This is a genomic window from Psychrobacillus sp. FSL H8-0510, assembly GCF_038008345.1.
Classification (GTDB): Bacteria; Bacillota; Bacilli; order Bacillales_A; family Planococcaceae; genus Psychrobacillus; species Psychrobacillus psychrotolerans.
Genome location: NZ_JBBOYZ010000001.1, coordinates 465,377 through 490,810 on the forward strand (window position 1 = coordinate 465,377; position 25,434 = coordinate 490,810).

At 36.3% G+C, this 25,434-nt stretch carries 23 protein-coding genes; 13 read left to right on the plus strand and 10 right to left on the minus strand.

The window, feature by feature from the left end:
* Nucleotides 1-186 precede the first annotated feature (186 nt).
* The gene (locus MHI40_RS02320) at nucleotides 187-1,173 is read left to right on the plus strand and encodes an SEC-C domain-containing protein (protein WP_340761355.1); all 987 of its coding nucleotides are present in this window, start codon (nucleotides 187-189) and stop codon (nucleotides 1,171-1,173) included.
* Between the two features lie 284 nt (nucleotides 1,174-1,457).
* On the opposite strand, the gene MHI40_RS02325 is transcribed toward MHI40_RS02320, so the two are convergent.
* Entirely contained in the window at nucleotides 1,458-1,652 is a 195-nt protein-coding gene (locus MHI40_RS02325; protein ID WP_093536058.1) for a hypothetical protein, read from the minus strand.
* Between the two features lie 136 nt (nucleotides 1,653-1,788).
* Between MHI40_RS02325 and MHI40_RS02330 the strand changes: the two genes are divergently transcribed.
* The 6 genes from MHI40_RS02330 to MHI40_RS02355 all read left to right on the plus strand — a co-directional run bounded on the left by MHI40_RS02330 (nucleotide 1,789) and on the right by MHI40_RS02355 (nucleotide 7,159).
* On the plus strand, nucleotides 1,789-2,016 hold the full coding sequence (locus tag MHI40_RS02330) for a hypothetical protein (protein WP_340761356.1): 228 nt from the start codon (nucleotides 1,789-1,791) through the stop codon (nucleotides 2,014-2,016).
* Nucleotides 2,017-2,102: 86 nt separating this feature from the next.
* Nucleotides 2,103-2,540: a YusW family protein gene (locus MHI40_RS02335; protein WP_340761357.1), complete on the plus strand. Its 438-nt coding sequence runs from the start codon at nucleotides 2,103-2,105 to the stop codon at nucleotides 2,538-2,540.
* A gap of 888 nt (nucleotides 2,541-3,428) precedes the next feature.
* Entirely contained in the window at nucleotides 3,429-4,274 is an 846-nt protein-coding gene (locus MHI40_RS02340) for a general stress protein (RefSeq protein ID WP_340761358.1), read from the plus strand.
* A 99-nt stretch (nucleotides 4,275-4,373) separates the two neighbouring features.
* Entirely contained in the window at nucleotides 4,374-5,291 is a 918-nt protein-coding gene (locus MHI40_RS02345) for an exonuclease domain-containing protein (RefSeq protein WP_340761359.1), read from the plus strand.
* A gap of 71 nt (nucleotides 5,292-5,362) precedes the next feature.
* Entirely contained in the window at nucleotides 5,363-6,211 is an 849-nt protein-coding gene (locus tag MHI40_RS02350) for an MBL fold metallo-hydrolase (protein ID WP_340761360.1), read from the plus strand.
* A gap of 102 nt (nucleotides 6,212-6,313) precedes the next feature.
* Complete coding sequence (locus MHI40_RS02355) at nucleotides 6,314-7,159, plus strand: DUF1028 domain-containing protein (RefSeq protein ID WP_340761361.1); 846 nt, start codon at nucleotides 6,314-6,316, stop codon at nucleotides 7,157-7,159.
* A gap of 100 nt (nucleotides 7,160-7,259) precedes the next feature.
* Here the strand turns inward: MHI40_RS02355 and MHI40_RS02360 are convergent, their stop codons facing one another.
* The 7 genes from MHI40_RS02360 to MHI40_RS02390 form a co-directional block, all read right to left on the minus strand.
* Nucleotides 7,260-10,979, minus strand: coding sequence for a DUF6359 domain-containing protein (locus tag MHI40_RS02360; protein WP_340761362.1), 3,720 nt, complete (start codon nucleotides 10,977-10,979; stop codon nucleotides 7,260-7,262).
* Between the two features lie 364 nt (nucleotides 10,980-11,343).
* Nucleotides 11,344-12,258: a hydroxymethylglutaryl-CoA lyase gene (locus MHI40_RS02365; RefSeq protein WP_340761363.1), complete on the minus strand. Its 915-nt coding sequence runs from the start codon at nucleotides 12,256-12,258 to the stop codon at nucleotides 11,344-11,346.
* A gap of 18 nt (nucleotides 12,259-12,276) precedes the next feature.
* Nucleotides 12,277-13,632: a tripartite tricarboxylate transporter permease gene (locus MHI40_RS02370; RefSeq protein ID WP_340761365.1), complete on the minus strand. Its 1,356-nt coding sequence runs from the start codon at nucleotides 13,630-13,632 to the stop codon at nucleotides 12,277-12,279.
* Complete coding sequence (locus MHI40_RS02375) at nucleotides 13,629-14,075, minus strand: hypothetical protein (protein ID WP_340761366.1); 447 nt, start codon at nucleotides 14,073-14,075, stop codon at nucleotides 13,629-13,631. The genes MHI40_RS02370 and MHI40_RS02375 overlap by 4 nt, the downstream gene beginning before the upstream one ends.
* 1 nt (nucleotide 14,076) lies before the next feature.
* Nucleotides 14,077-15,345 (minus strand): hydroxymethylglutaryl-CoA reductase, degradative, encoded by a 1,269-nt coding sequence (locus tag MHI40_RS02380; RefSeq protein WP_093536037.1) that lies wholly within the window; start codon nucleotides 15,343-15,345, stop codon nucleotides 14,077-14,079.
* 199 nt (nucleotides 15,346-15,544) lie between these two features.
* Complete coding sequence (locus MHI40_RS02385; RefSeq protein ID WP_093536035.1) at nucleotides 15,545-16,108, minus strand: helix-turn-helix domain-containing protein; 564 nt, start codon at nucleotides 16,106-16,108, stop codon at nucleotides 15,545-15,547.
* Between the two features lie 251 nt (nucleotides 16,109-16,359).
* Nucleotides 16,360-16,860, minus strand: a complete 501-nt coding sequence (locus MHI40_RS02390) for a TspO/MBR family protein (RefSeq protein WP_340761368.1) — start codon at nucleotides 16,858-16,860, stop codon at nucleotides 16,360-16,362.
* Between the two features lie 134 nt (nucleotides 16,861-16,994).
* Here MHI40_RS02390 and MHI40_RS02395 point away from each other — a divergent pair, with 134 nt between their 5' ends.
* Both MHI40_RS02395 and MHI40_RS02400 read left to right on the plus strand, forming a co-directional pair.
* Entirely contained in the window at nucleotides 16,995-18,383 is a 1,389-nt protein-coding gene (locus tag MHI40_RS02395) for a bifunctional metallophosphatase/5'-nucleotidase (protein WP_340761369.1), read from the plus strand.
* A gap of 29 nt (nucleotides 18,384-18,412) precedes the next feature.
* Nucleotides 18,413-19,438, plus strand: coding sequence for a DmpA family aminopeptidase (locus tag MHI40_RS02400; RefSeq protein ID WP_093536716.1), 1,026 nt, complete (start codon nucleotides 18,413-18,415; stop codon nucleotides 19,436-19,438).
* 177 nt (nucleotides 19,439-19,615) lie between these two features.
* Here the strand turns inward: MHI40_RS02400 and MHI40_RS02405 are convergent, their stop codons facing one another.
* Nucleotides 19,616-21,754, minus strand: coding sequence for a type IA DNA topoisomerase (locus MHI40_RS02405; RefSeq protein WP_340761370.1), 2,139 nt, complete (start codon nucleotides 21,752-21,754; stop codon nucleotides 19,616-19,618).
* Nucleotides 21,755-21,987: 233 nt separating this feature from the next.
* Here MHI40_RS02405 and MHI40_RS02410 point away from each other — a divergent pair, with 233 nt between their 5' ends.
* From MHI40_RS02410 to MHI40_RS02425, 4 genes are read left to right on the plus strand one after another with little or no spacing between them, the layout of a single operon-like run.
* Complete coding sequence (locus tag MHI40_RS02410) at nucleotides 21,988-22,758, plus strand: isocitrate lyase/PEP mutase family protein (protein ID WP_340761371.1); 771 nt, start codon at nucleotides 21,988-21,990, stop codon at nucleotides 22,756-22,758.
* Between the two features lie 21 nt (nucleotides 22,759-22,779).
* On the plus strand, nucleotides 22,780-23,352 hold the full coding sequence (locus MHI40_RS02415; protein ID WP_340761372.1) for a bifunctional transcriptional activator/DNA repair enzyme AdaA: 573 nt from the start codon (nucleotides 22,780-22,782) through the stop codon (nucleotides 23,350-23,352).
* Nucleotides 23,352-24,260 (plus strand): DNA-3-methyladenine glycosylase family protein, encoded by a 909-nt coding sequence (locus MHI40_RS02420; protein ID WP_340761373.1) that lies wholly within the window; start codon nucleotides 23,352-23,354, stop codon nucleotides 24,258-24,260. The genes MHI40_RS02415 and MHI40_RS02420 overlap by 1 nt, the downstream gene beginning before the upstream one ends.
* Entirely contained in the window at nucleotides 24,253-24,729 is a 477-nt protein-coding gene (locus tag MHI40_RS02425; RefSeq protein ID WP_340761374.1) for a methylated-DNA--[protein]-cysteine S-methyltransferase, read from the plus strand. Before MHI40_RS02420 ends, MHI40_RS02425 begins: the two co-directional genes overlap by 8 nt.
* A gap of 248 nt (nucleotides 24,730-24,977) precedes the next feature.
* Here the strand turns inward: MHI40_RS02425 and MHI40_RS02430 are convergent, their stop codons facing one another.
* Nucleotides 24,978-25,298, minus strand: coding sequence for a general stress protein (locus MHI40_RS02430; protein WP_093536009.1), 321 nt, complete (start codon nucleotides 25,296-25,298; stop codon nucleotides 24,978-24,980).
* Nucleotides 25,299-25,434 lie beyond the last annotated feature (136 nt).

Genomic DNA, 25,434 nt, shown 5'->3' on the forward strand with positions numbered 1-25,434 from the left:
AGACTCCTATGTTAAGTATACCCTATTTTGCGGAGGAAATCTTAGTTACACACAGATTTGCTAGATATTTTTTGAAATATTTATAAAAATGTTATTTGTTTTCCTATCTATTTTAGACTAAACCTTAAATTTTGCTTGATTTCATGTTAAAATAAGCACTTACCAAAAGAGAAGGAAGTGTTATATATGGTAGGTCGAAATGATCCTTGTCCATGTGGTAGTGGAAAAAAATATAAAAAGTGCTGCGAGTCGAAGCAGAATGATTCTATAGAAGAGGTACAAACAGAGGAATTGGAAAGAATATTACAATCCTTTTATGATCACTATCCAGAACGTAAGGATATGGAAGATTATGCGGATCTTGTGAGTGCTTGGAGCAAAGTAATAGGTGATTATTTAGACTTAGAAATGATTGAAGCTATTGTAATGGACGAGTTCTTTTTCCATTACAAACAGGAAATATGGTTAGGTTATCTTAAAAAGCAGAAGAAAATAATGGTACGACCTTCTACACTAAGTGTATTAAACCAGTGGAACGAGCCGCAGGTTTTTGTAGGGAAAGTGATTGAAGTAAATGAGCACTATATGACGGTTTCACACATACTCACAAAAGAAAGCATTCAACTTAGACGAGAAAGTGATAAGCCGGTGCCTGTTGGAGTTCATGTGTACTGCTTCATCTTACCGGATAGCTCTGCCGAAGAAAATCATTATTTAGCTATTTCTAGCTTAGTTTTCTTCCCTGTCGATCACCAGAACGTTTTTGATAGTGTAGAAAAACAATTTGAAAAACAAGAAAAACTTTCTGCATCGGCCTTTTTAAAGGAACTGGGAGCAACTCTGTGGAAACTACTTGGACAAAATGGCTATGAAGGCGGAGAGTATACAAACTTTGAAGTGGGAGTTTTACAGGTTGCAATCGATTTCTTAGAGAAAAATAATCGTGAGTATGGTAACTTTATTGAAATAGTTGAGGACTATTTAGTGGAGCAACAGCCAAATGCACGTAAAGAAGTAGCGATTGCTGCTGGAGCCATTCGATTTGGTCAGGAAAATGGGTTATTTGAACCGTTTGATATGACGATTAAAGAGATTGCAGAGGCTTTTGATGTTTCCACCTCTTCTTTAAACAAGTACTATAATGATTTAACAGCGTATTATCAAGCAAAATAGTTGGAAAATAAAAGGTCGCCGTCTATTGAATTTTAATAAGCGGTGACCTTTTAATATTATAAGTAAATTCTGATTATTAATTTTTTTAGGTCTCTTGTGCTATATAGGGAGTAGAGAGAAATTGTCTACTCTTTTTATTGTTTATGGAGTTATACAATCTTAGTGCAAAACAGCTATGTGTGGAATTTGCAAAAGAAGGACAAATTGAAAGCCGACTTTCTATTGGAAGGTCGGCTTTCAGCATCAAATTTAATAGTAGCGATCATAAGATTTCTATTAAAGGTCTAACTAAATAGTCCACCTAAAATACCCTTGTCTTTGGAAGAGTTACTAGTTGTTTGATTTGTTTTGGTTCCTCGAATAGGAGTATTCGTAAAACTTTCGAATTGTTTTGCTATTTTGTCCCGTGATCCTTTATTTCTCATCAAAAATGCAGCTCCAAGACCTAAAGCGGTGATTGCCATTTTGTTTTTATTCATAAGTTCGTTTCCTCCTCAAATTATTTGTTATAAATTGTTTTCCCATATTTTTTGAAGTTAAACAAACAAGGTAAGATGTTTAGTAATTGAAAATAAGGATAAACAATTTAAAACACATTAAAGAGGAGTGGAAGAAATGACGAAAAAGCATCCAACAGATAAAGAGAAACAAGATATTTCCGGACGTATTATGGATAATCCGGATCTATTAAATACCGAAAAAGAAAGTATATTCGATACAGATGAAGATATGAATACAGTGGATCCTATACCGGTAGAAGAGTTGAATGAAAAGGTAAAAGATGAAAAAAATAAACGAAATACTAAATCAACATCGGCCAGTGAGGAACGTTTTCCTGGATAATTACTCGTGAGTAGTTTATTTCTTAGGAAAATGGAGATAACTCTAAATAGAAACCAATTTCATACGAAAATGAAGGAGTGCTTAAAATGAAAGTAAAAAAATATTCATTACTTGGTAGTGTAATTATGTCATCTGTTTTAATATTAGGGGCTTGTGGAGACAAGGAAGAAGTAAGTGAAGCACCTGACAAAGAGACCGCTCAAAGTGAATTTGGTTTTCAGTCATTTGATTTAGATATAGACACGGTAGATCAGAAGGATGCCGTTGATGCTTCTTTTGATATTGATGTCTCCGAAACAGAAGCGGAGTATACAAACCAAACAGAGTCAAAAAAACTTTCTGGTGACGAGGCTTATGCAGAGTTAGAGCCAATCTTTAAAGAACTTGCACTAACAAAAGATATGAGCAAAGAAGAAGTGATTGAAAAGGTTACTAAAGCATTTGGAGTAGAGGATTATAAAGAGTTTGAGCTAGAAATTGAGTTCTCTGATGGGGATACACAAGAGTTTAGCGATATAAAATAGAGTTTAAAAGCCTTGAGAGACGATGAATATCGTCCTTTAAGGCTTTTTTTTGACAAGATAAGAAAGTATATAAAAATACAGCATGAACACTGGATTTGCATAACATTTAAGAATGAAATGAATAATACTACTGATTTCCGCTACATGTGGAGAACAAAGGCTAAGAGAGCCACGTCTTTTGGCAATGCCTTTGTTACCAACAATCTGTTGGTCTCCGTGGGCACGGCTTCAATCTCCTCGTCACTACGAAAACATATGCTCCTGCGGTGCTTTCAGCTCACGTTGTTCCCATTGGTGTCGCCTATTTCACTACAATCAATTAAGTGAGTACTACTGCACGATAAGATTGTCTTTTTAATTAGCGATACTATTCTGCAAAGAGGGAGGAAGAAAAAGGATTCCCTATAATCCAGTGGAGTTAAAGAGAAATAGTAAGTGATACCTAAATAAAGAAGCGAACGAAATTGCATCTTCGTGAGCTTCTACAGAAATAGGAGATTTTCTTTTTTCTAGTTATCCAAAAACGAACTAACCTGTTTTTAAGTTGTAGAAGGAAGATGGGCAGTTAAAAGCCATAAAAATATCGAGAAAAAGAGGCTAGTCGTGACGTCAGTCACGACTAGCCTCTTTAAAAATCAAACGGTAATCTTATAGCAATACGGCTGTCCAACGCTCTTTGAAAACGATATAAACAGGTTTTGACGTACAAGGGCCTCATATTTTGCTCGGTTTTTCCTATAATATTTATCACTTCTATCAATAACCTTTATGTACTTGAATAATTACTGTTACATTACAAATCGATTAACATTAGCTGCATTGTGTTTAAGTTATAACTTAAGAAGGGTAAGGAAAGAATAACACAATAAATTTTGAGGAGGCAACACCATGAACATTGAATCGAATAGACGAATTGAAATTGCTCGTACCGAAGAAGAAATGTATGATAAATTGGAAGCCCTACAAAATCAAGGTTATGCAGAAAGCGATATACATGTAATTTCAACTGAAAATGCTCACTTAAATACACTTAGTCGTCACTCAGAAGTTTCTACACATGAGGCTGGAACATTTATGGATAAGTTCAAATCTTGGTTTACTGGAGAAGATGCAGTAGCGGAAGGTTTACGTAAATTAGATCTAAGTGAAGAAGAAAGAACAAAATATGCTGAAGAGGTGGCAAGAGGAAGTATTGTTCTCTACACAGATGTTTTAACACATAATGATGAACCAATGGTATACGGTACTCATGAGAATGAATTTGAGCAAGAGTATACAGATACAGTAGGTACAGATGTTGTACAAAACCGTTTCATGGAAAACGAAGAGCCGATTAGTGAATATGCTAAAGAGCAAGGTTTTACACCTTCTAACAATGAGTTTGTAAACGAAACTGATGGGCGCTTTGATGAACCACAGGACCGCTTTGCACGTGGAGAAACTTTTGCCACTGACCCATACTTAGCAAGAGAAGAAAATCATATTGGTCACTCTATGCAGGAAGATAAAGAAGTAAGAGAGTCTCGTCCGACTATTGACGAGAGCATTACAATCGAAGAAAAATCATACGGTGCTCACTCACCAGGAGCAGATCCGAATCTAGGTCCAGCGGCTTATGGGGGTGAATTAGTGGAAGAGGAAGAAGAGGAAAGACTTTCTCATGATCAACACGAAGAAAAGTTGGAATTTCAAAAGAAACTAGATGATATCCCTCCAACTAATAGACTATATTAATTTTAAGATAACGGATAGAGCCTCTCTAATTGGAGAGGTTCTTCTTTGTATTCTATTATGAGATAATGAGAGACGATCTAACTAAATGAGGTGAAGTAAATGGACTTTATAGCTATCGATTTTGAAACAGCCAATAATCTTCGTTCTAGTGTATGTTCAGTAGGAATCGTACAAGTAAAGAACGGGAAAATATATAGAGAAATACAATCCTTAATAAATCCGTTAAGTGAATTCCATTATTATAATACAAAAATTCATGGAATTACTGAACATATGGTGCATGGAGCACCAACCTTTGAGGAATTTTGGCCGAACATGAAAGATCTTATTGAAGGTCAAGTTATTATTGCACACAATGCAAGTTTTGATATGGGTGTTTTACAAGAATGTTTGCGTCAATTCCATGAACCATCTCCACATTTTGAATATGGATGTTCTTTTCGAATTGCCAAAAAAGTGTGGCCGCAATTATACAATCATAAGCTATCGACTGTATCGAATTATTTGGGTATTAGTTTGAGACATCACGATGCTTTAGAGGATGCTCGCGCTGCTGCTATTATTACATTAGAAGCCCTGCAGAGAACTCAGACAAGTACAGTGAAACAACTGGCCAAACTACATAATGTGACGATAAAGTCATCCATTCAAGCTAAAAAGCAACCAGCCCAACGCAAAAATAAAGCAGACATGACAATCGAGTTTTTAGAACCGGAAGATGCAGAACTAAATTCTAAGCATCCATTTTACAAAGCGCAAATTGTTTTCACCGGAAGAATGCACTCTATGACCAGAACGAAAGCAGCACAACTTGCAGTGAATTGTGGAGCAGTTTGTAAAGGGGCGGTGGATCATCAAACAAATTACTTAGTAGTGGGAGATAATGACTTAGCCAAATACTTACAGGGTATAAAAAGCACCAAAATGCAAAAGGTAGAAGGGATGATTCAACAAGGACTTCCAATTGAAATAGTTGGAGAACAAGATTTTTTAAGATTAGTTAGGTATTCAGTTTAAAGAGTTGGCTAAAAGTATAAATAAGCTATTCCGGTGAAATGCTAATGGCAGTTAAGGAAAGGGTGAATTACTTGGACAATTCAATATCATACGGTGACGATTACAAATATATACCAGCAACTTCGGTAGGAAGTGGTATAGGAATCGAGATATTACCGGACATTTATTGCCATACCATTCAAATCGTTAATATTTGTTTAGTTGGCGAACCTAATTCTGAGGACTTTGTATTAGTAGATGCAGGTATGCCTTACTCATCGGATGAAATTATTTCTGCAGTAGAAGAACGATATGGTGTTAACAAAAAGCCAAAAGCAATTATCTTAACCCATGGACATTTTGATCATGTTGGGGCAATAGTTGAATTAGTAAATAAGTGGAATGTCCCTGTCTATGCTCATGAACTAGAATTACCTTTTTTAACAGGTAAAGAAAGCTATCCAAAACCTGATCCAACAGTAGAAGGAGGATCTGTAGCCAAAATGTCTTTCCTATTCCCTGTGGATGCTATAAATCTAGGAGACCATGTTGAAGCGCTTCCAGCAGATGGAACAGTTCCTTTTATGGATGATTTTCAATGGATTCATACGCCAGGTCATACCCCGGGTCACATCTCCTTATTTAGAGAGAAAGACGGGGTATTAATAGTGGGAGATGCATTTGTTACAGTGAAACAAGAGTATTTGTATAAGGTGTTCACGCAGGAACAGGAAATAAGTGGTCCTCCAAGATATCTCACGCCTGACTGGGAAAAAGCTAGGGAATCGGTAATCAAGCTTTCGAACTTAAAACCTAAAGTAGCAATAACTGGACATGGTTTACCTATGAAGGGAGATTTACTTACTAGCAATTTACACTTGCTAGTCTCGGATTTTGACTCGATAGCATTGCCGCGCCATGGAAAATATGTAAAAGAATAATGACAGTGAAAATAGAAGATCTCATTCATATAATGGGATCTCTTTTAATTGTCAGAATAAAAAGTTAAAATATAAATAGATTGAGTGAAAAGGGGTATGCAAATGACATTTTCCATTGTTGGCTTCGATCCGCAAACAAAAGAATTAGGAGTTGCCGTTGCTTCCAAGTTTTTGTGTGTGGGAGCAGTTGTCCCATTTGCAAAAGCGGGTGTAGGAGCAATTGCGACTCAGTCTTGGGCCAATTTAGATTATGGCATCGATGGCTTGGACATGCTACAAGATGGCATGTCACCGGAAGAAGTTCTAAAAGAGTTGGTAGCGAATGATGAAAAGTCAGGCGCTAGACAAGTTGGTATAGTGGATGCAAGTGGTCGTAGTGCCATATATACTGGAGAAGATTGTATTGAATGGGCAGGAGGATTTGCAGGAACAAACTTTGCAATTCAAGGGAACATATTGGTCAATGAAGATACAGTTCAGGCGATGAAGACAGTTTTCCTCGAACATGAGGGAGCTTTTGCGGAACGCCTATTAGCTGCATTACAAGCTGGAGAAAGTGCAGGAGGAGATAAAAGAGGTAAACAGTCTGCTGCTTTGTTAATAGTAAAAGAAAATGGTAGTTATGGAGGTTACACGGACCGGTATATCGATCTTCGAGTGGATGATCATGCTGATCCCGTGAAAGAGTTAGCAAGGCTCTTAAAGCTACATCAACTATATTTTACAGAAACAGTTCCAGAGGATATTGTGGCTATTGAAGGAATTTTAGCAAATGAGATTCAAAATATGTTATATGAAAATGGTTTTTTAGACAGGGATCTTACGGAAATGGATGACTTATTGGATGCTATTCATTCTTACCACCTAATTGAAAATTTTGATGAACGAGTGCAAGAAAGAGGTTATATCGATACTAAAGTTATAGAATTCATGCGTATTAATAAGTAGGAATACAAAAATGGTGGTGTAAAAAGACTATCAAACCTTATATAATTTGAAAAAGAAAACGAGGGTCATAACGTTTGTTATGACCCTCGTTATTTAATATCTACTTAATCTTTTTGAACTTCCACTTTTTAGACTTTTGGTCGTAGTAAGCGGCTTCCTTAGTTCCTTTTTTCCCTTCAGTAGTGATGATAAAATAATCAGTAAATCCTTTTGTGATTTTTTGGTTACTGCTATCAAGGAAATTCATATCTTTAAGTTTCAAGTCGTCCTTAACTTTATGATTATTTTTTTCCTTTAGTAACCCTGGTGGTACATGGTAATCCAAGTGCAAAGTAAATTGCCCACTTGCTGCAAGTACATCAAAGTTCTTTGCAGTTATCGAGAATGTCCCATTCATAAGATTAATCACAACGTCTTTATTTGTAGCGTTAATCTTACTTGAAGCTGCTTCTGTAAAACGGATTTTAACATCTCCAGCATTATGCATCACAGAGCCATCCACCGTAATAATACTTTTTGAAGTATCTACTTTATCTTCAGTAATAATAGTTTCTCCATTATTTGCCGTATGGACAGTTACTTTAATCGTTACTGAATTGTCACCATACGTTGCTGTAATAATTGTTGTCCCACTTGACTTAGCGGTAATTTCACCTTTATTTACGGAAATAATTTTGCTATTAAAACCGCTATAGTTAGCTTTTTGTGTAACATCCTCAGTTGTATTTGAGCCCTCAGTTGTTTCAGTTAGCTTAATATTAGTTTTTTTGCCTTTTTCTAATTCAAATGCTGTTTTATTTGCTGTAAGAGTCTTAGTAACCGGCTCGTTCAAATCCACTTGAATAAGAACTGGGTCATGGTCGGAAGCACGTCCATGAATGTCCATATAGTTAGCATTAATGTGAATCATATCTACTTCAGTTTTATTTGCTAGATTATTTGTAACTAGAACATGGTCAAGTACTTGGTTATTCCCTTGGTAGAAATAGGAGAAACGCTCACCCACGGGTACTTTTTCTACCATATTTGTTAAGATGTCACCTTTTAGTGCAGCAAGTGTTGGGGTGAATTCGAAATCATTCATATCTCCAGCAACGATTACATTTAAATCTGGATTCTTTTCTATACCAGATTGGATAAATTGGTTAATCATCGTAGCTAACTCAATTCTTTCTGCCTCAGAGACAAGGAATGGAGGTTGGTTTTTACCGTATAATGGCTGGTCTCCACCTTTAGAATTTAAATGAGCACCAATTACTACTACTTTCTCTCCTTGGAACTCAAATTGTGCAGCTAATGGCTTACGTGTATTTTTTTGTGGTAAGTCAAGAATTCTGCCAGGATTCAAAGTGAGGTTTCCAGCTTCGTCCCATGCTACTTTATCAGTGGAACCTCCTTTTATTCCTTCGGAAAGGGATACGCGATTAGGGTTGTACAAGTAACCAACACGAATATTCCCACCAGGTTGTCCACCATCTTGGTCGTACTCCGGTGCTATATCGGTCCAAGCGTAAGCTGGTCCACCAGCAGCTACAATTGCTGTGATTAACCTTTGATAGCTTGCCGAGGCATCTGTATTTCCAGAAGCGGTAGGGCCATCGTTATCTTGAACTTCTACAAGAGTGATAATATCAGGTGATTTCATGTTCTCCACAAAAGACTTGGCAATTTTCGCTACTTTTTCATCAGGGGTGTTTTCAGTGTTTGTTGAAAAGTTTTCAACATTGTATGCTGCAACAGTTAATTTATCTTCGTTAGGTTCGATATTTGTCACTACATTTGGTTTTTCAACTCGAGTAATTGGAGGTAGAGTAGACTCCTCAGCCCAAAGCTTGAAATTACCAAAGCCGAAGCCCATCACTCCCACAATGTCCCCAGTATAATAATCACCTGATTTAGCATCATATTTTTCATTTCCTGTTAATACTAATATTCTCTCAGGATTATAGTCATTTGCAGAAATGTTTACTCCGCCTAATATATTGAACTGTGTGTTCGTAGAATTTCCTGCAATTACAGGTATTTCTCCATATTCTTGCGGTCCAATAACTTTTGCATCTGGTACAGCTATACGCATCAATTCAATGGATTCCCAAAAGTCTATTCCATCTTCTAATGGATCGAACGTAGTTAAACTATCATTATCAATTATTTCGGTTGGAGGAAAAATATCTTCACCAATTACTAAAGGTTCGGGTAATTCTGCTGTTCCAGATTTGGTAGCCGAAGTTGCACGAATTCTAGTAATAGGAAGATCATTTGCTTTCATATCTGAATAGCCCTCGTAGTACCATTCCTCCACGGATCCTGCTACTGTAACTAAGTCTCCAACTGCGAAACCATTAGAAGCCTTATTGACGATTAATGCTTCTGATGTAGTATTGTCATCATCGGCATTAACATCTTGAATGACAAAGTTTGCTGAATTGTAGAGATGAGTTACAACACCAGTAATCTCTTGAACTGTTGCACCTTCATAATTTGAGAAGTGGGATAGTCCCTGAATATCACGAATTGATAGGTTATTTGTTTTTAACACATCAAATGTAAAAGAAAATACTTCTGATGTTGTATCGGTAACGGCTATGGCCTTAATCGTCGTATTCGTTAATAAAGTAATTGGTCCAGTATATAGCATGCTTTCAGTAGAAGGTGTTGACCCATCTAGTGTGTAATAGATGGCTGCACCATCGATTGGAGTAAATAAAGAAATTTCAGTTCCTTCTGATATTGTCCCAGGGAATATATCCGTGTAGACTGCAGGTTTATTCACTAAGTTAAAGCTGTTTAAACCAAGTGTTTTTACTTGATAAGTTGTATTGAATTTAGACGCTATACCAGAAACATTAACTAAATCGCCTGCTTTATAGCGTTGAACAAACGTATTGTAGTCAAGACCATTTCTATTGTCATTTCGAATAACAACAGACTCTCCATTTTCGTGTGTTGCAGTAAATTCGAATGTTCCATAGTCATTGATTTTAGTCAAATTACTAATTATTACATTATTCAAATTTACTCGTTCACCTTGAGTCTCTTCATTGACTCCCGCTGGTGTAATGATTTGTTCTAGTGGTAATTCATTGCTTGAGGAAACTTTTGATATTTTAGTAGGTTGAATTTGTAATTCTCCACTGTATGGACTAACTTTACCTTCCAGCTCAATGACATCACCAGGATTTACATCTGCCGAAGAGGTGAATACATAAATACCTGCCGACGTGTCTTGAAGATAGAAGGCATTGCCGCCCCAATACCCCATCCCAGTAGTGACAGTTCCGGTGATTTTAACTAATTTGTCCGGGTTAGTAATTACTCGAGCTGCAGCAATATTTTCCAACACCTCTACTTCTGGAGATTCAGGTGGAGTTTCTCCATCAGAGATTATCGTGTAAGCAGTTGGACTTTTTAGACCTGGAACAGAAAAGTAAGCTTCTAATGATCCAGTTACGGTTACTTCTGCTTTTAAGTTTTCAGGATGATCTTTTAGATTCAGTGCTGTTCGAAGTGCTCCAGTCGGTAATTGAACCGGTAAAATATTAGATGGATTTGTTTCATTTGGTGAATCTGCTAATCCAATATTTGTAGCTACTGTAAAAGGAGCTTCCTGATCATAGGAAGTTCCAGAATTAGCAGTTCCCACGATATATCCTCGAACTGTCGCGGTCCCTGTGTTATTTGAAATTGCTTCTGAGACGCTAATAGGTTCTGCAGCTTGAACACTAGGTGCAATTATAAATGGGACAAACATGGAAACTACTAATATGAGGGAAACGGCAACCTTATTACAAGCATGATTCCAAAGACTCTTTTTTATCATTTTATCCACTCCTAAACAAATTTATATTTCGGATAGATTATAGCAAAAGAAAATGACAGGTTTGAGGGAAAATTGTAAAAATTAGAATATCTCCTTAAAAACAGGTAAGAAGTAGTTGGAGTAATTTATTCTCTGATAAAAAATAACTAATTCCTATTGAATATAAAGAACTGGAAAAGTAAAATTTATGTCGTTGCAAAGTTGCGTGTAAATTTAAGGTGTTTGGTAATTATATAATTGCTATAAACTAGAAAAATGATGAAAGTTAAGGGGAGTGTAGCAGGTATTAGTAAGGAAGAAAAAAATACCAAGTATCAGCCATTTATACTTGGTACTAGAAATTAGTCAATTAATTTTCTTTTCATTATTTATGTTGAGATTCATAGTATTTCACACTATAACTATCTAAAGGTTTTTGAAGTTTACTTTGTATATACAGTGCGGCTGCGTTGAGTTTTTTGGGATCTATATTTGTTTCAATACCCATATTTGTGAGCATATAATTTAAGTCATCAGTTGCCAAGTTGCCTGATGCTCCTGGAGCATACGGACATCCACCTAAACCACCCAGAGAGCTATCGAATTTAGAAATACCCATTTCCAATGAAGCCAGTGCATTTGCTAAAGCAGTTCCTCGGGTATTATGAAAATGCATTGCAATACTATCTGCGGGGTATCGTTTAAGAAGTTGCTCTAAAACTTGCTTCACTTGAACAGGATTAGCAATCCCAATTGTGTCACCTAATGATAATTCATTTATACCCATTTCAAATAGGGAATCTGCTAATCGTATTACCTGATCAGTTTCTATATTTCCTTCATAAGGGCAACCGAAAACTGTGGAAATATATCCTCGAATTGTTTTCTTATTGGAAATACTTTCTTTAACAACTTCCGATAAGACAATCTCTGTTTCTGAAATAGTTTTATTAATATTTTTCTTATTATGAGTCTCACTTGCAGAGATGAAAACAGCGACTTCATCAATACCACTCTCTAAGGCGCGGAATAACCCTTTTGTATTTGGAACAAGGGCAGCATAAGTGACGTCTGGATTTTTCTTAATATGTTTTGCAACATACTCTGCATCCGAAAGTGCAGGAATCCAAGTAGGATTTACAAAAGAAGTTACTTCTATATAATTTAAACCTGAATTAGATAAGTGATCTATCCATTGTATTTTCTCATCTGTTGGAATAAATTTGCTTTCATTTTGTAATCCATCACGTGGTCCTACTTCTCTAATGCTTACACTTTTAGGAAACCTGGGTGTTGTCATATTAAAAACTCCTTTTACTTATATTCCGAAGAGCGTCATCATAATCCAAGTGGACGCATAGAAAATCATAAATTGTACACCAGCGCCAATTCCAAGAATGCGATTTAGAAGACCACCAACTGCTGCCACTGTGAACGTAAGTACAATTCCAACAAGTTGTGCTTCGTGGAAGGCAAGTAAACAAGCAAGTCCAATGAACATAGCAACAATAGCTTCTTGACTTACAAGCTTCATCACTAGTACAGAAGCTTTTCTTGCATAGTTCATAGAAAAAGGATAGGCGATTAACGAAGCGATAATGAGTCCAATTGCACCGTAAAGGAAAAACTCCCATGAAGTTAGGTAGGTATGCAAATTATTTATAGGGTCGACAGTGAATACTGGTGGTGCATTAAATAATGGTGACCCTGGACCAAGAGCAACAGGACTTAGTGGAATCCCAAAAGCTATTAATGGGATGATTACTTCTGCGATATACGTAGACTCTGTTACCCCATTCATTACTGCTAAACTAGTAGTAGACTTCTTATAGGCACCTTTTGTACGGGAACCGACAATTTCACCCATTAGGGAAGTCATTCCTACAGGACTAAAAACAAAAGTAAGAGAAGAAATAAAAGTTGTAATGGAAGTGAATACTTGTTGTCTTCCAGTTAAAATTTTTAAAGGGTTCGGAAAGTATCCTTTCCACGTTTTTGTTTCAGGAGCCAGATGATATTCTTTAGCTTTATCTCTTTCAATAGTTTTTCTAGCGCTAGAGGAGGTCGCGAATAAAAGATCACAAAAAATTGGACCTATAGCAATTCCTAAAAAGAAACTGATAGATAAATGCTTATCGAGTATGCTAAAACTCACTAAATCTAAACTTTTAATAAAGAAAGCGAATGGAATAATCATTAAAACACTTACCCATTTACCTTTAGAGAAAAAGGCGATTAGAATAGCAGCTAGTGTAAAAATTATTCCTGTTGATGACTTGAAGAAGTCAGCGAATTGACCCAAAAACTGGCCTAATAGAACAGCAGTTGGTAAAGCAATGAATGCACCAATAATTCCACCTGAAATCATTTTCCTAAGTGCTATATGTGGCATACCCATTCTTCTTAAAGTGTTCGCATGATCTATTAATGGAACAGCTGTAGTATCACCGGGTATACCCATTAATGCAGTTGGTACGGCATGTGTAAGATGCTTTGCTAGAACTGCTGCCATAAAAAATGAAAAAACGGCAGCTGGAGGTGCACCAAGAAGGATTACTAACAAAGTAAGTGGGACCATAATCGCTGTCTCATCAGTACCAGATATCAATCCTATTAAAGAGAAGACAATTGCACCAAGTAATGCAAATAAAATAGCTGTAATTAGTAAACTCATTTCTTCTGCTCCTCTCTAAGTGCAAGAAAACTATTTAAAACTCCGAATTCTTCCAATTCTTTCTTAGTGATTGGATCATTTTCGATTAGTTCTAATTCTTCTAGAGGATCTAATTGTAAATCTTCAAAAACTTGTCTCATACTTTTAGAAGAAGTCTCTTCTTCAACTAATATTCTTTTTGGTTTAAAAAGAATGGAACAAAGTACTAAAGAGAAAACACTACCTAAAATCCCAATAAGCAATGAGTAAGAAGCTACCATACTTTCACTAGCGATAGAAGGGAGTAACCAAAGGCCGATATTGTAACCTCCTAAACTAATGCCTACGCTTATTAAAACCGCAAAAAGTAATTGATTTGGTAGAATTGTATCTCCAAGTATTTCTAAATATGTTTTTGTTTTTTTATTCAAATCAGTAGTTGGTGATTTATGGTTATCTGCCATCCTATTCACCTCTTTGAGTTGCTTTCGTTATTTCTAAGATACGGTCATATCTAAGGTCTTTCTCTTTGACAGCTTGTGCGACGATTCTATCTATATCTGATTTTTTTGCGCCAGCCATTACTGCTAAGTTTCTAGCATGTAAAGACATGTGACCTCTTTGAATACCTTCAGCAGATAAGGCCCGTAATGCTGCAGCATTCTGTGCTAGTCCTGCAGCTGCTATACAACCTGCAAGTTCTTCAGCAGAGCTAGCTCCCATTACTTTAAGGGCAGCTTGTGCCACCGGATGTGTTTTCGTTGCACCACCAACAATCCCAACAGCCATTGGTAACTCAATAGAACCGGATAAGTTGCCATCCGCATTTATTTCCCATTTTGTTAAAGATTTATATTGTCCAGATATAGAAGCATAGGCATGTGCTCCGGCTTCTACTGCACGAGTATCGTTTCCAGTTGCCAAGACTACAGCAGAAATTCCATTCATTATTCCTTTGTTGTGTGTAGTTGCTCGATAAGGATCATAATCTGCAAATTCGAAAGCGCTTACAATGTTATCCACAACCTCTTTGCCACCAAGTGCCTCTGTTGAAAAAATTGCTCTTGCGCGAACGAGTCTAAGGTCTGCTAAATTAGATATTATTTTTAATACAACCTTACCACCAGTAATTGTCTCAATAGTTGGAGAGACTGCTTCTGCCATTGTGTTAACAGCATTTGCACCCATTGCATCTTTTGTATCTACAATTAGATGAATTACTAACATTATTTGAGAGTTGGTTGGAATAATATGAACTTCTATATCCTTAGCCCCTCCACCCAATGAAACCAATGTTGGATCTTGCACATTACAATAAGCTAAAATTTCATCTTTATGTTCAAAGATTTTGGCTTTTGCAGCATAAGGATCTGCTACATTTAATACCTGAATTTGACCACGCATGATTGTTCCACTCATTGACGTGAAAAAACCACCATGGTCATAACTTGCTTTTGCTGCATTACTAGCAGCAGCTACAACAGAAGGTTCTTCCGTAGCCATTGGGATAAACATATCTTTTCCATTAATTTTAAAGTTGGTTGCAATTCCAAGTGGAATGCCTATTTGTCCAATTACGTTTTCTATCATTGAGTCTGCTAAATCCATCGAAAGTGGATTCTCTCCAGATAAATGCTTTAACTGATCATCTGTTAAATTGCGCCCTTCCGTAACAATATCAAATCTTTCTTTAGGTGATAAACGATAAAATCCTGGAACTCTTGTGTTTGACATGACATACACCCCTTATTTTTGTGTAATAGCATTCAACCTAGTTGAATGCTATTACACAAAAATACATTAATAATTATTACTTGTAAATACCAAATCTAAAATTTATTCAGAAATCGAAGTAAATTCAAAAAATAGAGAAATAATTATTAATGAGGACTAGTAAATATGAGAAAGGTAAAAATACGGGCAGTTCCATAAATTAAAGGGGGGTATTTTGTATAAAAAATGTCAGTACTTTTGCTTCCTTGTTCTTATCTGCAGAAATAAAAATATGAGGAGTGTTTCCTTCGAAATAAGCACTATCACCCTGTTCCAAGTAATGTAACTCCCCATCATAATAAAGGTTGATCGACCCGTTTAGAATATAAATAAACTCGTCTTCACTATGGGTAAATGGCGTTACATATTCAGCTTCAGGTAGGACGGTGACTATTACTGGTTCTACTTTACTAAAGCGAGGACGATTTGCGAGCGCTTCATAAGTATAGCCAATGTCTTTATTTCCAATTTTTAATTTTTTATCCTTGCTTTTCACTATGGATAATTTATTGTGAAGATTGGACTCTAAAAACCAAGACAAGGGAGTATCTAGCTCTTGTGCTATTTTTGATAGTGTTGCCACAGCAGGGGCGGCTTGTCCATTTTCTATTTTTGAAATATGACTTTTCGTAAGACTGCATCTTTCGGCTAGTTCTTGTTGAGTTAAAGTATTATTTAACCTAGCTTCCTTAACCTTTTTTCCAATAGTATGTTGAAGATAAATGGGACTCTCCTCCTAAATAATTTAAAACCTATAATAATCATATAATACATTAATTACTCTCATTTGTAATTCTTTCACCGGTAAATTTACAGCTAGATTATTGTGTGAATTTGTTCATTTACTGTAAAGAATTAGAATTTATCATATTAGTTCTTAGACTATTTAAGTAGTACAGAAATATTGAGGGGAAGAAGATAAGGGTCCTGATTTTAGCCGGGACCCATACATAGACTTCATGCATACTAAAGAATTTATTTATTCAATTTCCATACGGAATAATTCAGACCAAGTGCAAAGGTAACCCATCCTACATAAGGCATCATTAAAACTCCTGCAGTATTGTCCAATTTCTGAAACTCATACGCGGTTAACGCAATGGATGCTAGCATAAGGCTGATTTCTACAAGTGCAGTTCCTCGTAAGCCCCAACGGAAAAATAGAAATGACCATAAAAAATTTAAACCTAATTGTAAGTCGTATAAGGGGATAGCTGGTGTTGAGTCCGTTCTCATATCTTTCACCTTTTGGTCTACACGATATTTAGCAATTCCCATTGTTGCGTAAAGAGTGGTCCATACAATCGGAAAGACTGCCCCAGGGGGTGAAAATGATGGCTGTTTTAGTTTTTTATATTTTTCTTGGGCATTTTTATTGGCAATCCAACCTGTGATAGAGCCGCCAACTACCGGTATAAGAATACTTAGTGCTAATTTCTTTTTGTTTATCCGACCATTCACTTGTAGTAATTCCATTTTACAACCTCCTAGTTCTATTTATTATTTCATTCCCTAAACACTCCGGAATAATCTATATTGGTAAAAATAAATAATTAGAAAAATTAGAATATGGTATAATTATCAAGGGAAATCTGACTAGGGGTGTATAAATGAGACTTAAAATTATTCATACTAATGATGTACATAGTAATTTCGAGAACTATAAAAAAGTAGTTACGTTAATAAATCAACATAAAGATGAGAATACAATTGTTTTAGATGGCGGAGATTTTGCTGATTTTAAAAGCATTGAGCTCCAAGGAACTAAAGGTATGGCAGCTATAGAGTTATTAGAAGCTGGTAGCTACGATGCGATTACAATAGGTAACAATGAGATGTTCAATGGAATAGATACTCTAGAGAATATGGCGAGTAATAGTCCTATCCCTTTTATAAGTAATAACTTGTATAAAAAAGATCGTTCTCATATAAGTGGTGTTAAATCTAGTGTTATTTTAGAAAAAAACGGGCTTCGAATTCTCCTTACGGGATCTTCTCCCGATATGGGAGTATTTAATGAAGGATTAGGTATTTATATGACTGATTACACGAATGCTATAAAAGAAGAAATAGCCAATAATGAAGGTAATTATGACATATGTATATTACTTAGCCATGTAGGTACTTTTGCAGATGAACTGCTTGCTAAAGAGGTTAAAGAGATTGATATTATTGTTTCTGCACATGATCATAAATTATTTGAACAGGCACAGGTTATTAATAAGACATTTATGAATAGTGCAGGAAATTATGGAGAACATATAGGTATTATGGAAATAGAAATAGCCGGTGGAACAGTACATCTTCTCCATTCAGAGACTATCTCTACAAAGGATATACAAGAGAGTGAACAGATAGACTCTATTTTAAGGTTAAATAAAGAAAGAGCTGTAAAAGTTTTAAGTGAACCTTTGTATTCACTAGAACATTCTTTATGGCATGACGTAGTGGAAGAGAACCCTATTTCTAACCTAATAGCTGACGGATTGAAGGATATGTTAGGTACAGAAATTGGTCTTATTAATAGTGGTATTTGTAATGCGGGAATATTTCATGAAATGACAGAAAAAAAACTTATAGAGATATGTCCTTCTCCGTTAAATCCAACTTCCTTTGAAATTCAAGGTAAGTATCTAAAAGAAGCTTTAGAGCAATCGTTAGATTCTCAAGTATGTCTGGCAGATGGAAGAGGTCCAGGATTTAGAGGACGATTTGTCGGGAGGCTGCATGCATCAGGACTTCAAATAGAACATGATGGGAAGCAAATTCATTCAATCTATGTAAATGACGAAATATTAGAAGATGATAAATGGTATTTAGTAGGTAGCTCTGATTATTTACAAAGAGGTTCTGGATATCCCTGTCTTGCGAACAATCGAAATGAAAAATACTTAGCAGAAGAAATAAAAGATGTTCTTCGTTTATATGGTGAAAAATTAGACTTTTGCGAGGAGTCTTTTAGTCATAAATGGAAAGAAGTCTCTAAAATAAGGGGATAGAAAACGTGGAGCCTAAAAAAATTAGACAAATGGGAGTGACAATAGGAAGACTCCCTGTTGGGAAAAAGAACTGCATAACAGATGTACAAGATGTTAAAGTCGGACATATTACATTAGATAGCTCACTTGGAGGAGGAGAATATGCCTGTACAGGAGTCACAGCAATCTTGCCTCATGGGGGTAATTTATTTCAACAGAAAGTAGTTGGGGCGAGTTACATTCTAAATGGTTTTGGAAAAACCACAGGACTTATACAAGTGAACGAACTTGGCTTAATTGAATCACCTATCATGCTGACGAATACATTTGGTATTCCAGCGGTTGCGCAGGGAACTTTAGAGTATATGCTAGAAAGAAATCCTACAATAGGGGATTCTACTGGGACTATTAATATAGTGGTAGGAGAGTGCAATGACAGTAGGTTAAATTCAATTCGAAAGCTACCTATTGAACCGAAGCATGCGATTGAGTGTATTCAAAATGCTTCGTCAGAAACTTCACCTGAAGGAGCTGTTGGTGCAGGTAAAGGGATGATTTGCTTTGGTTATAAAGGGGGCATTGGTTCCTCTTCACGTATTGTTCAAGTTAGTGATACAGTCTATACTATCGGTTGTATGGTCCTTAGTAACTTCGGAAGAAAAGAGGAATTCCAAGCTTCACGGTATTTGGTGAATGAAAATGTGAATGTCCCAAACTTTCCTGAGCCTGCAGATGGTTCAATCATGATTGTATTGGCAACAGACGCACCTTTAAGCAATAGACAACTTACTCGACTTGCTAAGCGATGTGGGGTAGGGCTTGGTAGAACTGGTAGTCATTTTAGTAATGGTAGTGGTGATATCGTCATAGCTTTTTCGACTGCTCATAAAATTCAACACAGTTTGGAAGAAAGTGTGGAGACAAGGCAGCAATTAAGAGATGATCATCCCATTATGAATGACTTATTCCAAGGAGTGGCAGAGGTTACGGAAGAGGCGATTTTAAATTCTTTGTCACAGGCCGAAACCACAACAGGGAGAAATGGAACTGTCGTATATCCGTACCCATTTGAATGAATAAAGGCTGATCTTCGTTATGAAGATCAGCCTTTTCAATAGTAGTGACTTCTCAAACCAGGTATTTGATAATAATCGATCGACCACAGCTCAAAATCGATTGATGTCCCTAAATATTCGATCGATCTCCGCCGATAATCGATTGATGCCTCCGAAAAATCGATCGACCACTAAAAATTAGTCTTTTTTAAACTCTAATTTTATCTTACCTTCAACAAAAGTTAAGCTCGCATCAAACTTTTGACCGTTTTCAGCTTCAAATCCCTTGATCACGTTTGTTTTTCCTTTAGTGCAAAGCAGTTTTATTTGGCTAGCGGTTATTTTTTTCTTTAAAAAGTAGCCATTAAAGGTCTGGGTGCAACCATTTTTGTATTCTGTACATCCATAAAAGCTCTTATGTGCAATGATGGACCCTTTTTGACATTTAGGACATGTTACTATTGGATCTCTCTTAAATTTAGAGTCATACTTTGATGCCCGAGGCGCTAGCTTTATATTAATCTGCTTTGTTTTTAATTGGGTTGGAACCTCGTCCATCAAGCTTTGGATAAACTTAGCGATACTACCTAGAAAACGATCCATCGAGCCTTCTCCGTTTCCAATTTTACGTAAATAGGTTTCCCATTTAGCGGTCATAGATGGACTAGCGAGAAGATTACCTTCAATAGCCTGACAGAGGACGCGTCCTTTATCGGTTATAGAAACTATATTTTTCGTTACACTAATATAGCCATGGCGTTTTATCGTTTCTATAATTCCGCTTCGAGTTGCTTCTGTACCGAGACCTTCCACTTCTTTTAAGATTTCAGTTTCCATTTTATCCTCTACAAGCTTCCCACAGGTTTTCATCATGGCAATAAGCTGGCCTTCCGTATATGGCTTCGGAGGCAGCGTTTTTCCTTCTTTTATACCAATATTACTTTCTACCTTTTCCTGTACCTGTAGAGGTGGGAGAGGTTGTTCTTCTTTATCCTTAGTTGAGCGAGAGAATAATGCTTTCCATCCTTGATCTCGTTCCGTTTTTCCAGTTGTGAAAAAGGCTAAACCATTCACCTCTGTTGTAACCTTTGTTTCTGTATATAAGTAATCGGTATGAAACATACCCAATGTAGTACGGACAATCTCTTCATAGAGATTTCGCTCAATATTTGAAAGTCCTGCTAATTTTGCAGGTGTTGGGAGCTTCTTCGTTGGAATAATAGCATAATGCTCCTGAACTTTCGAGCTATCGACATATCGTTTTTTAGGAGCTAGTGAAGCTACTTCAAAAGGATGTCCAATGATTTGTTGATAAGCAGAAACCTGAGCCGCTATATAGGAAAATTCGTTTGGCGTAATATGTCTTGCATCAGTTCTCGGATAGGAAACTAACTTTTTCTCATAAAGACCCTGCATTGTCTTCAGTACATCTGCAGGACTCGTTTTCCATAATCGATTGGCGGTAGCCTGTAGTGTCGACAATGAATGAAGCTGAGGTGGTGGTATCCGCTTATCGACTTTTTCTATTGAACTAATTACTCCAGGAGAGTTAGGTTGAATATTATGTTGGGAAAGGAGTTCTCGAATCTTTTCTCTGTTGGAATCTTTCGCTTTTGCTTTCCCTTTATATTCCCCTTTTTCTGCCTGGAAAGTTGCCTCTATCTCATAAAAAGGCTCCGATACAAATTGTTCGATTTCTCTTTGACGTTGATATATCAAAAATATAGTTGGTGATTGAACCCGTCCTATAGGAAATACCTCTTTAATACCTTGTTGCTGCAACAGAAGTGAATATAATCTGGATCCATTCATGCCTACTAACCAGTCACTAATTTGACGAGCCTTGGCCTCATCGTATAATAAAAGATCTTTACGATTATCTTGTAAATTACTAAAACCCTTCAGTACTTCATCTACTTCCAATGAATTAATCCATAAGCGTTTAATCAATTGTCCACGGGCTCCACTTTGATTGTATATACTATAGAAAATATTGGACCCTTCACGGTCTACGTCACAAGCGTTAATAACAGTATCAGTAGATTTAAGTAATTTTTTTACTACGGAAAACTGCTTGAATTTCCCTTTGGCAACTTGAAATTCATAGCTATCCGGCAAAATAGGCAAACTAGCTAATGACCATTTATTCCATTTTGGATCATATGCTTTTGGTTCTTTAAGTTCAACGAGATGACCAATTCCCCATGTAATATAGGCTCCCTCTGGAAAAATAGGGCATGGATTGATTTCTATGTATCCTTCGTGACGTTTTACTTTAAAAGCATCTGCATATGCCTTTGCCTGACTAGGCTTTTCAGCAAGAATTACTGGCTTCATGACAAGACCTCTTTCACTGGTAAAAATGATAGTTCTACTATTATCGCATAGATTCAGAAGCATTTCTAATCCATGGTTAGGATGAAAGGTAAATGTAAACTATGTGGATTTTCTTTGTTTTCCTAATGTGTCCTGGCATTTTTTACTTTGCCGACCATAAGCGCAAGAATGAGGACGAAGTAGGCGCAAACTCCTTGTAAAATGAATGTAAACAACCATTAGGAGGAGTTAGAATGAATCTCATTCAGGAATTTAATAAATTACATTCATCAAAAGAAATATTATTTTTAGGTAATGCATGGGATCTGTTATCCGCTTTAACTCTAGAAAAGGTAGGTTTTAAAGCAATTGGTACAACAAGTTGGGGAATTGCGAACTCATTTGGATATGCTGACGGAGAATTAATTGATTTTGAAAGACATCTTGGAGTTATTAAAACGATTACAGTAAATGTGAAAATACCTGTTACTGCAGATATTGAGGCAGGCTATGGAGAAGATAAGGAAACAATTGTTGAAAATGTATTAAGGACGGCAGATGTTGGCGTTGCTGGCATTAATATTGAGGACTCACTCAAGAAACAAATGGGGCTCAGAGCAATTAATGAACATTGTACTCTTTTATCAGCAATCAGAATGGCATTAGATAATCATGGCTATCAAGATTTTTATATTAATGCTAGAACTGATACATACTTTCAAACAGAAAACCCTTTCTATGAAACAGTAAATCGTGCAAAGGCCTATGTTGAGAGTGGAGCTAGTGGAATATTTGTCCCTGGAATGATCGACTATGACGAGATTAAAGAAATCACAATGACCATACATGCTCCAATTAATGTATTGTCTTTACCGGAACTTACAAATTGTCATGTACTGCAGGAATTGGGAGTGCAACGTTTTAGCTTTGGTAATGCCCTATCTGATAAAATCATTTCCTTTTTAGACAGCAATGCTGCACAATTAATGGAGCTACAAGATACTTCATTGTTATACGATTACTGACCTAGAAAGGTGTGGAATTCAATGGAGGATATACTTAATCTTTCTTTTGATGAAATGTGGGATAAAGTCATGGCTTGCGATCAAAAGTATGATGGATTATTTTTTACGGCAGTAAAAACCACTAAAATATACTGTCGGCCATCGTGCAAATCTAGAAAGCCGAAAAAAATAAATGTAGATTTCTATTATGACATCAATAAAGTTGAACATGCTGGTTTTCGTGCTTGTAAAAGATGTCAGCCAGAAGTTGACCATTCCCCGCGTACTGAACTAGTCAGAAATGTAACTACCTTTTTAATTAATCATTATAAAGAAAAGTTGGTATTACAGGACATTGCCAATAGCGTCGGTGTTAGTCCTTTTTATCTGGAGCGTTTGTTTAAGCAGGAAACGTTAGAAACTCCGCGTACTTACTTGGAGAAAATAAGAATTGATAAAGCAGCCTATCTTCTATGCAGTGCAAATCTATCAAATCTTGAGATTTGCTATAAAGTTGGATTTCAAAGTCCTTCAAGTTTTTATAAGGCGTTTCGTCGTTTGAAGAATTGTTCACCAAGTGAATATCGAATTCTTGCGAAAAAGGAGCTACTGTAATGCAATGGAGCAATCACGGAACGTTTATTGAGATATATCCACCGAAGGAATTCAATTTTGATGAATGCCTAGTGTTCTTGGGTAGGTCCCAAGAAGAAGTGTTACATCAAATTAGAGATGAGTTACTATATAAGCTGATTAAAGTAAATGGAGAATTAATCTTGTGTAGAATCGGGTTCGCTCAACATGTAATTCGTGTAGATTTTCCCTCACAACCATTGTCTATCACCAGTTATGAAGAAATAGCCTCGTATATTTGGGAATGGTTTGATTTGGATCAAGACCTGAGCCTTTTTTATGAGGTAGCTAAACAAGACAAGATATTACAACAAATTCACAAGAGATATTATGGGTTACGGATGATGTGTATACCAGACTTATTTGAGGCGTTGACTTGGGCAATAATGGGACAGCAAATAAATTTGACCTTTGCGTACAAATTAAAGCAACGTTTTGTTGAACACTTTGGGGAGTGCCTTACCTTTGAAGGGAATACTTTTTGGCTATATCCAACATATGAAAGAATTGCGACTCTAAGCGTAGAGGAGTTAATAACACTACAATTTACTGTTCGGAAGGCTGAATATGTAATTGGAGTTGCAAAAGATATGACAAATGGCGAATTAACAAAAGAAATGTTGCTGCAAGAACCAACGTATGAGCAAGCAAAAAAGTCGTTACTGGGGATAAGGGGAGTAGGACCATGGACAGCGGATTATGCGCTGATGAAATGCTTACATCAATCATCTGCCTTTCCGATAGCAGATGTCGGACTTCATAATGCTTTAAAGGTTCCATTAGGGCTTAATCGTAAACCGACAATAGAGGAAATTAAAGACGTAGCAACAAATTGGCAAGGTTGGCAAGCGTATGCCACCTTTTATATATGGAGGTCTTTATATGAATAAATTAGATTACAAATCTCCAATTGGCATAGTAGAAATAGTGGGAACAGAGGAAGTAGTTAGTTCTATTATGTTTATTGAGGGCGATGAAGTGAGTAATACAGTAAACTCTGAAACCCCACAGGTTTTAGTGGATTGTTCTATTCAACTGGACGAATACTTTAAGGGTGAGCGTCATGTATTTTCATTTCCTTATAACTTGGAGGGTACAGAATTTCAAAAAAAGGTATGGAACGCTTTGACAACTATTCCATACGCTGAAACCGGGTCCTATAAAGATATTGCCACTGCCATTAAAAATGAAAAAGCTGTTAGAGCAGTAGGAACCGCCAATGGTAAAAATAGATTAAGTATTATCATTCCATGCCATCGAATTATCGGATCAAATGGAAGACTAACAGGCTATGCAGGTGGTTTGTGGAGAAAAGAGTGGTTACTTCAGCATGAGAGGTCTTTTAAAAGGGAAGAGTGAAACGAAGGATACTACAGTGAAACATTACGAATTTCATTGAAAATGCACGACATGTTTTGGGTAAGAAAAAATATTTGCTCTATTAGTCAATTGGAAAGTCTGAAGCTTAAGTCACGAATTCCGTACATAATACATTAACGGCATATATCGCTTAATCATTTACAAGTGTTCATCACCAGAACGCCAATTAGTGAATAAAATAATTAAAAAACCCATTCCTATGAAGGAATGGGATATACTTCGATTATTTAATTATGAGCAATGATTACTAGTTTACCCTCATCTAATTCTTTTTCAGCTGCTTCTGCTTCTTGCTTAGAAATACCAGCAGCTTCCATTTTGTTACGAAGCTCGTCTCCACGAGAAGTGAACATGTTTTTAAATGATTGTAAAAAGCCTTGTTCTTTCATCCCAACATCCGAAGTGTCTAACGCATCATTGATATCGTCGGCTCTTTCTTTAAAATGGGCGAAAATATGAATATTGTCTCGAACGTATCCTTGTGTTTCAAGTTTTTCAATTTCTTGTTTTGCTTGAACTGCATTTTCAACTGTTAGTTTGACTGTCATGTATAATTCCTCCATTTTTGTTAGTAATGTGTTCTAGTATATATTTACCCGATAATAGGGAGTTTAAACAAAATAGCTTGGAATGAATCCAAATGTGTGAAAGAAATGTATGATTTTGATATGCTTAAAAGAAAAA

What these genes read in the sequence shown, in the direction of transcription:
- MHI40_RS02320 (WP_340761355.1), top strand. Translation starts at nt 187, where the DNA reads ATGGTAGGTCGAAATGATCCTTGTCCATGTGGTAGTGGAAAAAAATAT.
- MHI40_RS02340 (WP_340761358.1), top strand. Translation starts at nt 3,429, where the DNA reads ATGAACATTGAATCGAATAGACGAATTGAAATTGCTCGTACCGAAGAA.
- MHI40_RS02400 (WP_093536716.1), top strand. Translation starts at nt 18,413, where the DNA reads ATGGGAGTGACAATAGGAAGACTCCCTGTTGGGAAAAAGAACTGCATA.
- MHI40_RS02395 (WP_340761369.1), top strand. Translation starts at nt 16,995, where the DNA reads ATGAGACTTAAAATTATTCATACTAATGATGTACATAGTAATTTCGAG.
- MHI40_RS02345 (WP_340761359.1), top strand. Translation starts at nt 4,374, where the DNA reads ATGGACTTTATAGCTATCGATTTTGAAACAGCCAATAATCTTCGTTCT.
- MHI40_RS02325 (WP_093536058.1), bottom strand. Translation starts at nt 1,652, where the DNA reads ATGAATAAAAACAAAATGGCAATCACCGCTTTAGGTCTTGGAGCTGCA.
- MHI40_RS02390 (WP_340761368.1), bottom strand. Translation starts at nt 16,860, where the DNA reads ATGGAATTACTACAAGTGAATGGTCGGATAAACAAAAAGAAATTAGCA.
- MHI40_RS02365 (WP_340761363.1), bottom strand. Translation starts at nt 12,258, where the DNA reads ATGACAACACCCAGGTTTCCTAAAAGTGTAAGCATTAGAGAAGTAGGA.
- MHI40_RS02330 (WP_340761356.1), top strand. Translation starts at nt 1,789, where the DNA reads ATGACGAAAAAGCATCCAACAGATAAAGAGAAACAAGATATTTCCGGA.
- MHI40_RS02370 (WP_340761365.1), bottom strand. Translation starts at nt 13,632, where the DNA reads ATGAGTTTACTAATTACAGCTATTTTATTTGCATTACTTGGTGCAATT.
- MHI40_RS02425 (WP_340761374.1), top strand. Translation starts at nt 24,253, where the DNA reads ATGAATAAATTAGATTACAAATCTCCAATTGGCATAGTAGAAATAGTG.
- MHI40_RS02415 (WP_340761372.1), top strand. Translation starts at nt 22,780, where the DNA reads ATGGAGGATATACTTAATCTTTCTTTTGATGAAATGTGGGATAAAGTC.
- MHI40_RS02430 (WP_093536009.1), bottom strand. Translation starts at nt 25,298, where the DNA reads ATGACAGTCAAACTAACAGTTGAAAATGCAGTTCAAGCAAAACAAGAA.
- MHI40_RS02410 (WP_340761371.1), top strand. Translation starts at nt 21,988, where the DNA reads ATGAATCTCATTCAGGAATTTAATAAATTACATTCATCAAAAGAAATA.
- MHI40_RS02420 (WP_340761373.1), top strand. Translation starts at nt 23,352, where the DNA reads ATGCAATGGAGCAATCACGGAACGTTTATTGAGATATATCCACCGAAG.
- MHI40_RS02335 (WP_340761357.1), top strand. Translation starts at nt 2,103, where the DNA reads ATGAAAGTAAAAAAATATTCATTACTTGGTAGTGTAATTATGTCATCT.
- MHI40_RS02375 (WP_340761366.1), bottom strand. Translation starts at nt 14,075, where the DNA reads ATGGCAGATAACCATAAATCACCAACTACTGATTTGAATAAAAAAACA.
- MHI40_RS02360 (WP_340761362.1), bottom strand. Translation starts at nt 10,979, where the DNA reads ATGATAAAAAAGAGTCTTTGGAATCATGCTTGTAATAAGGTTGCCGTT.
- MHI40_RS02355 (WP_340761361.1), top strand. Translation starts at nt 6,314, where the DNA reads ATGACATTTTCCATTGTTGGCTTCGATCCGCAAACAAAAGAATTAGGA.
- MHI40_RS02405 (WP_340761370.1), bottom strand. Translation starts at nt 21,754, where the DNA reads ATGAAGCCAGTAATTCTTGCTGAAAAGCCTAGTCAGGCAAAGGCATAT.
- MHI40_RS02380 (WP_093536037.1), bottom strand. Translation starts at nt 15,345, where the DNA reads ATGTCAAACACAAGAGTTCCAGGATTTTATCGTTTATCACCTAAAGAA.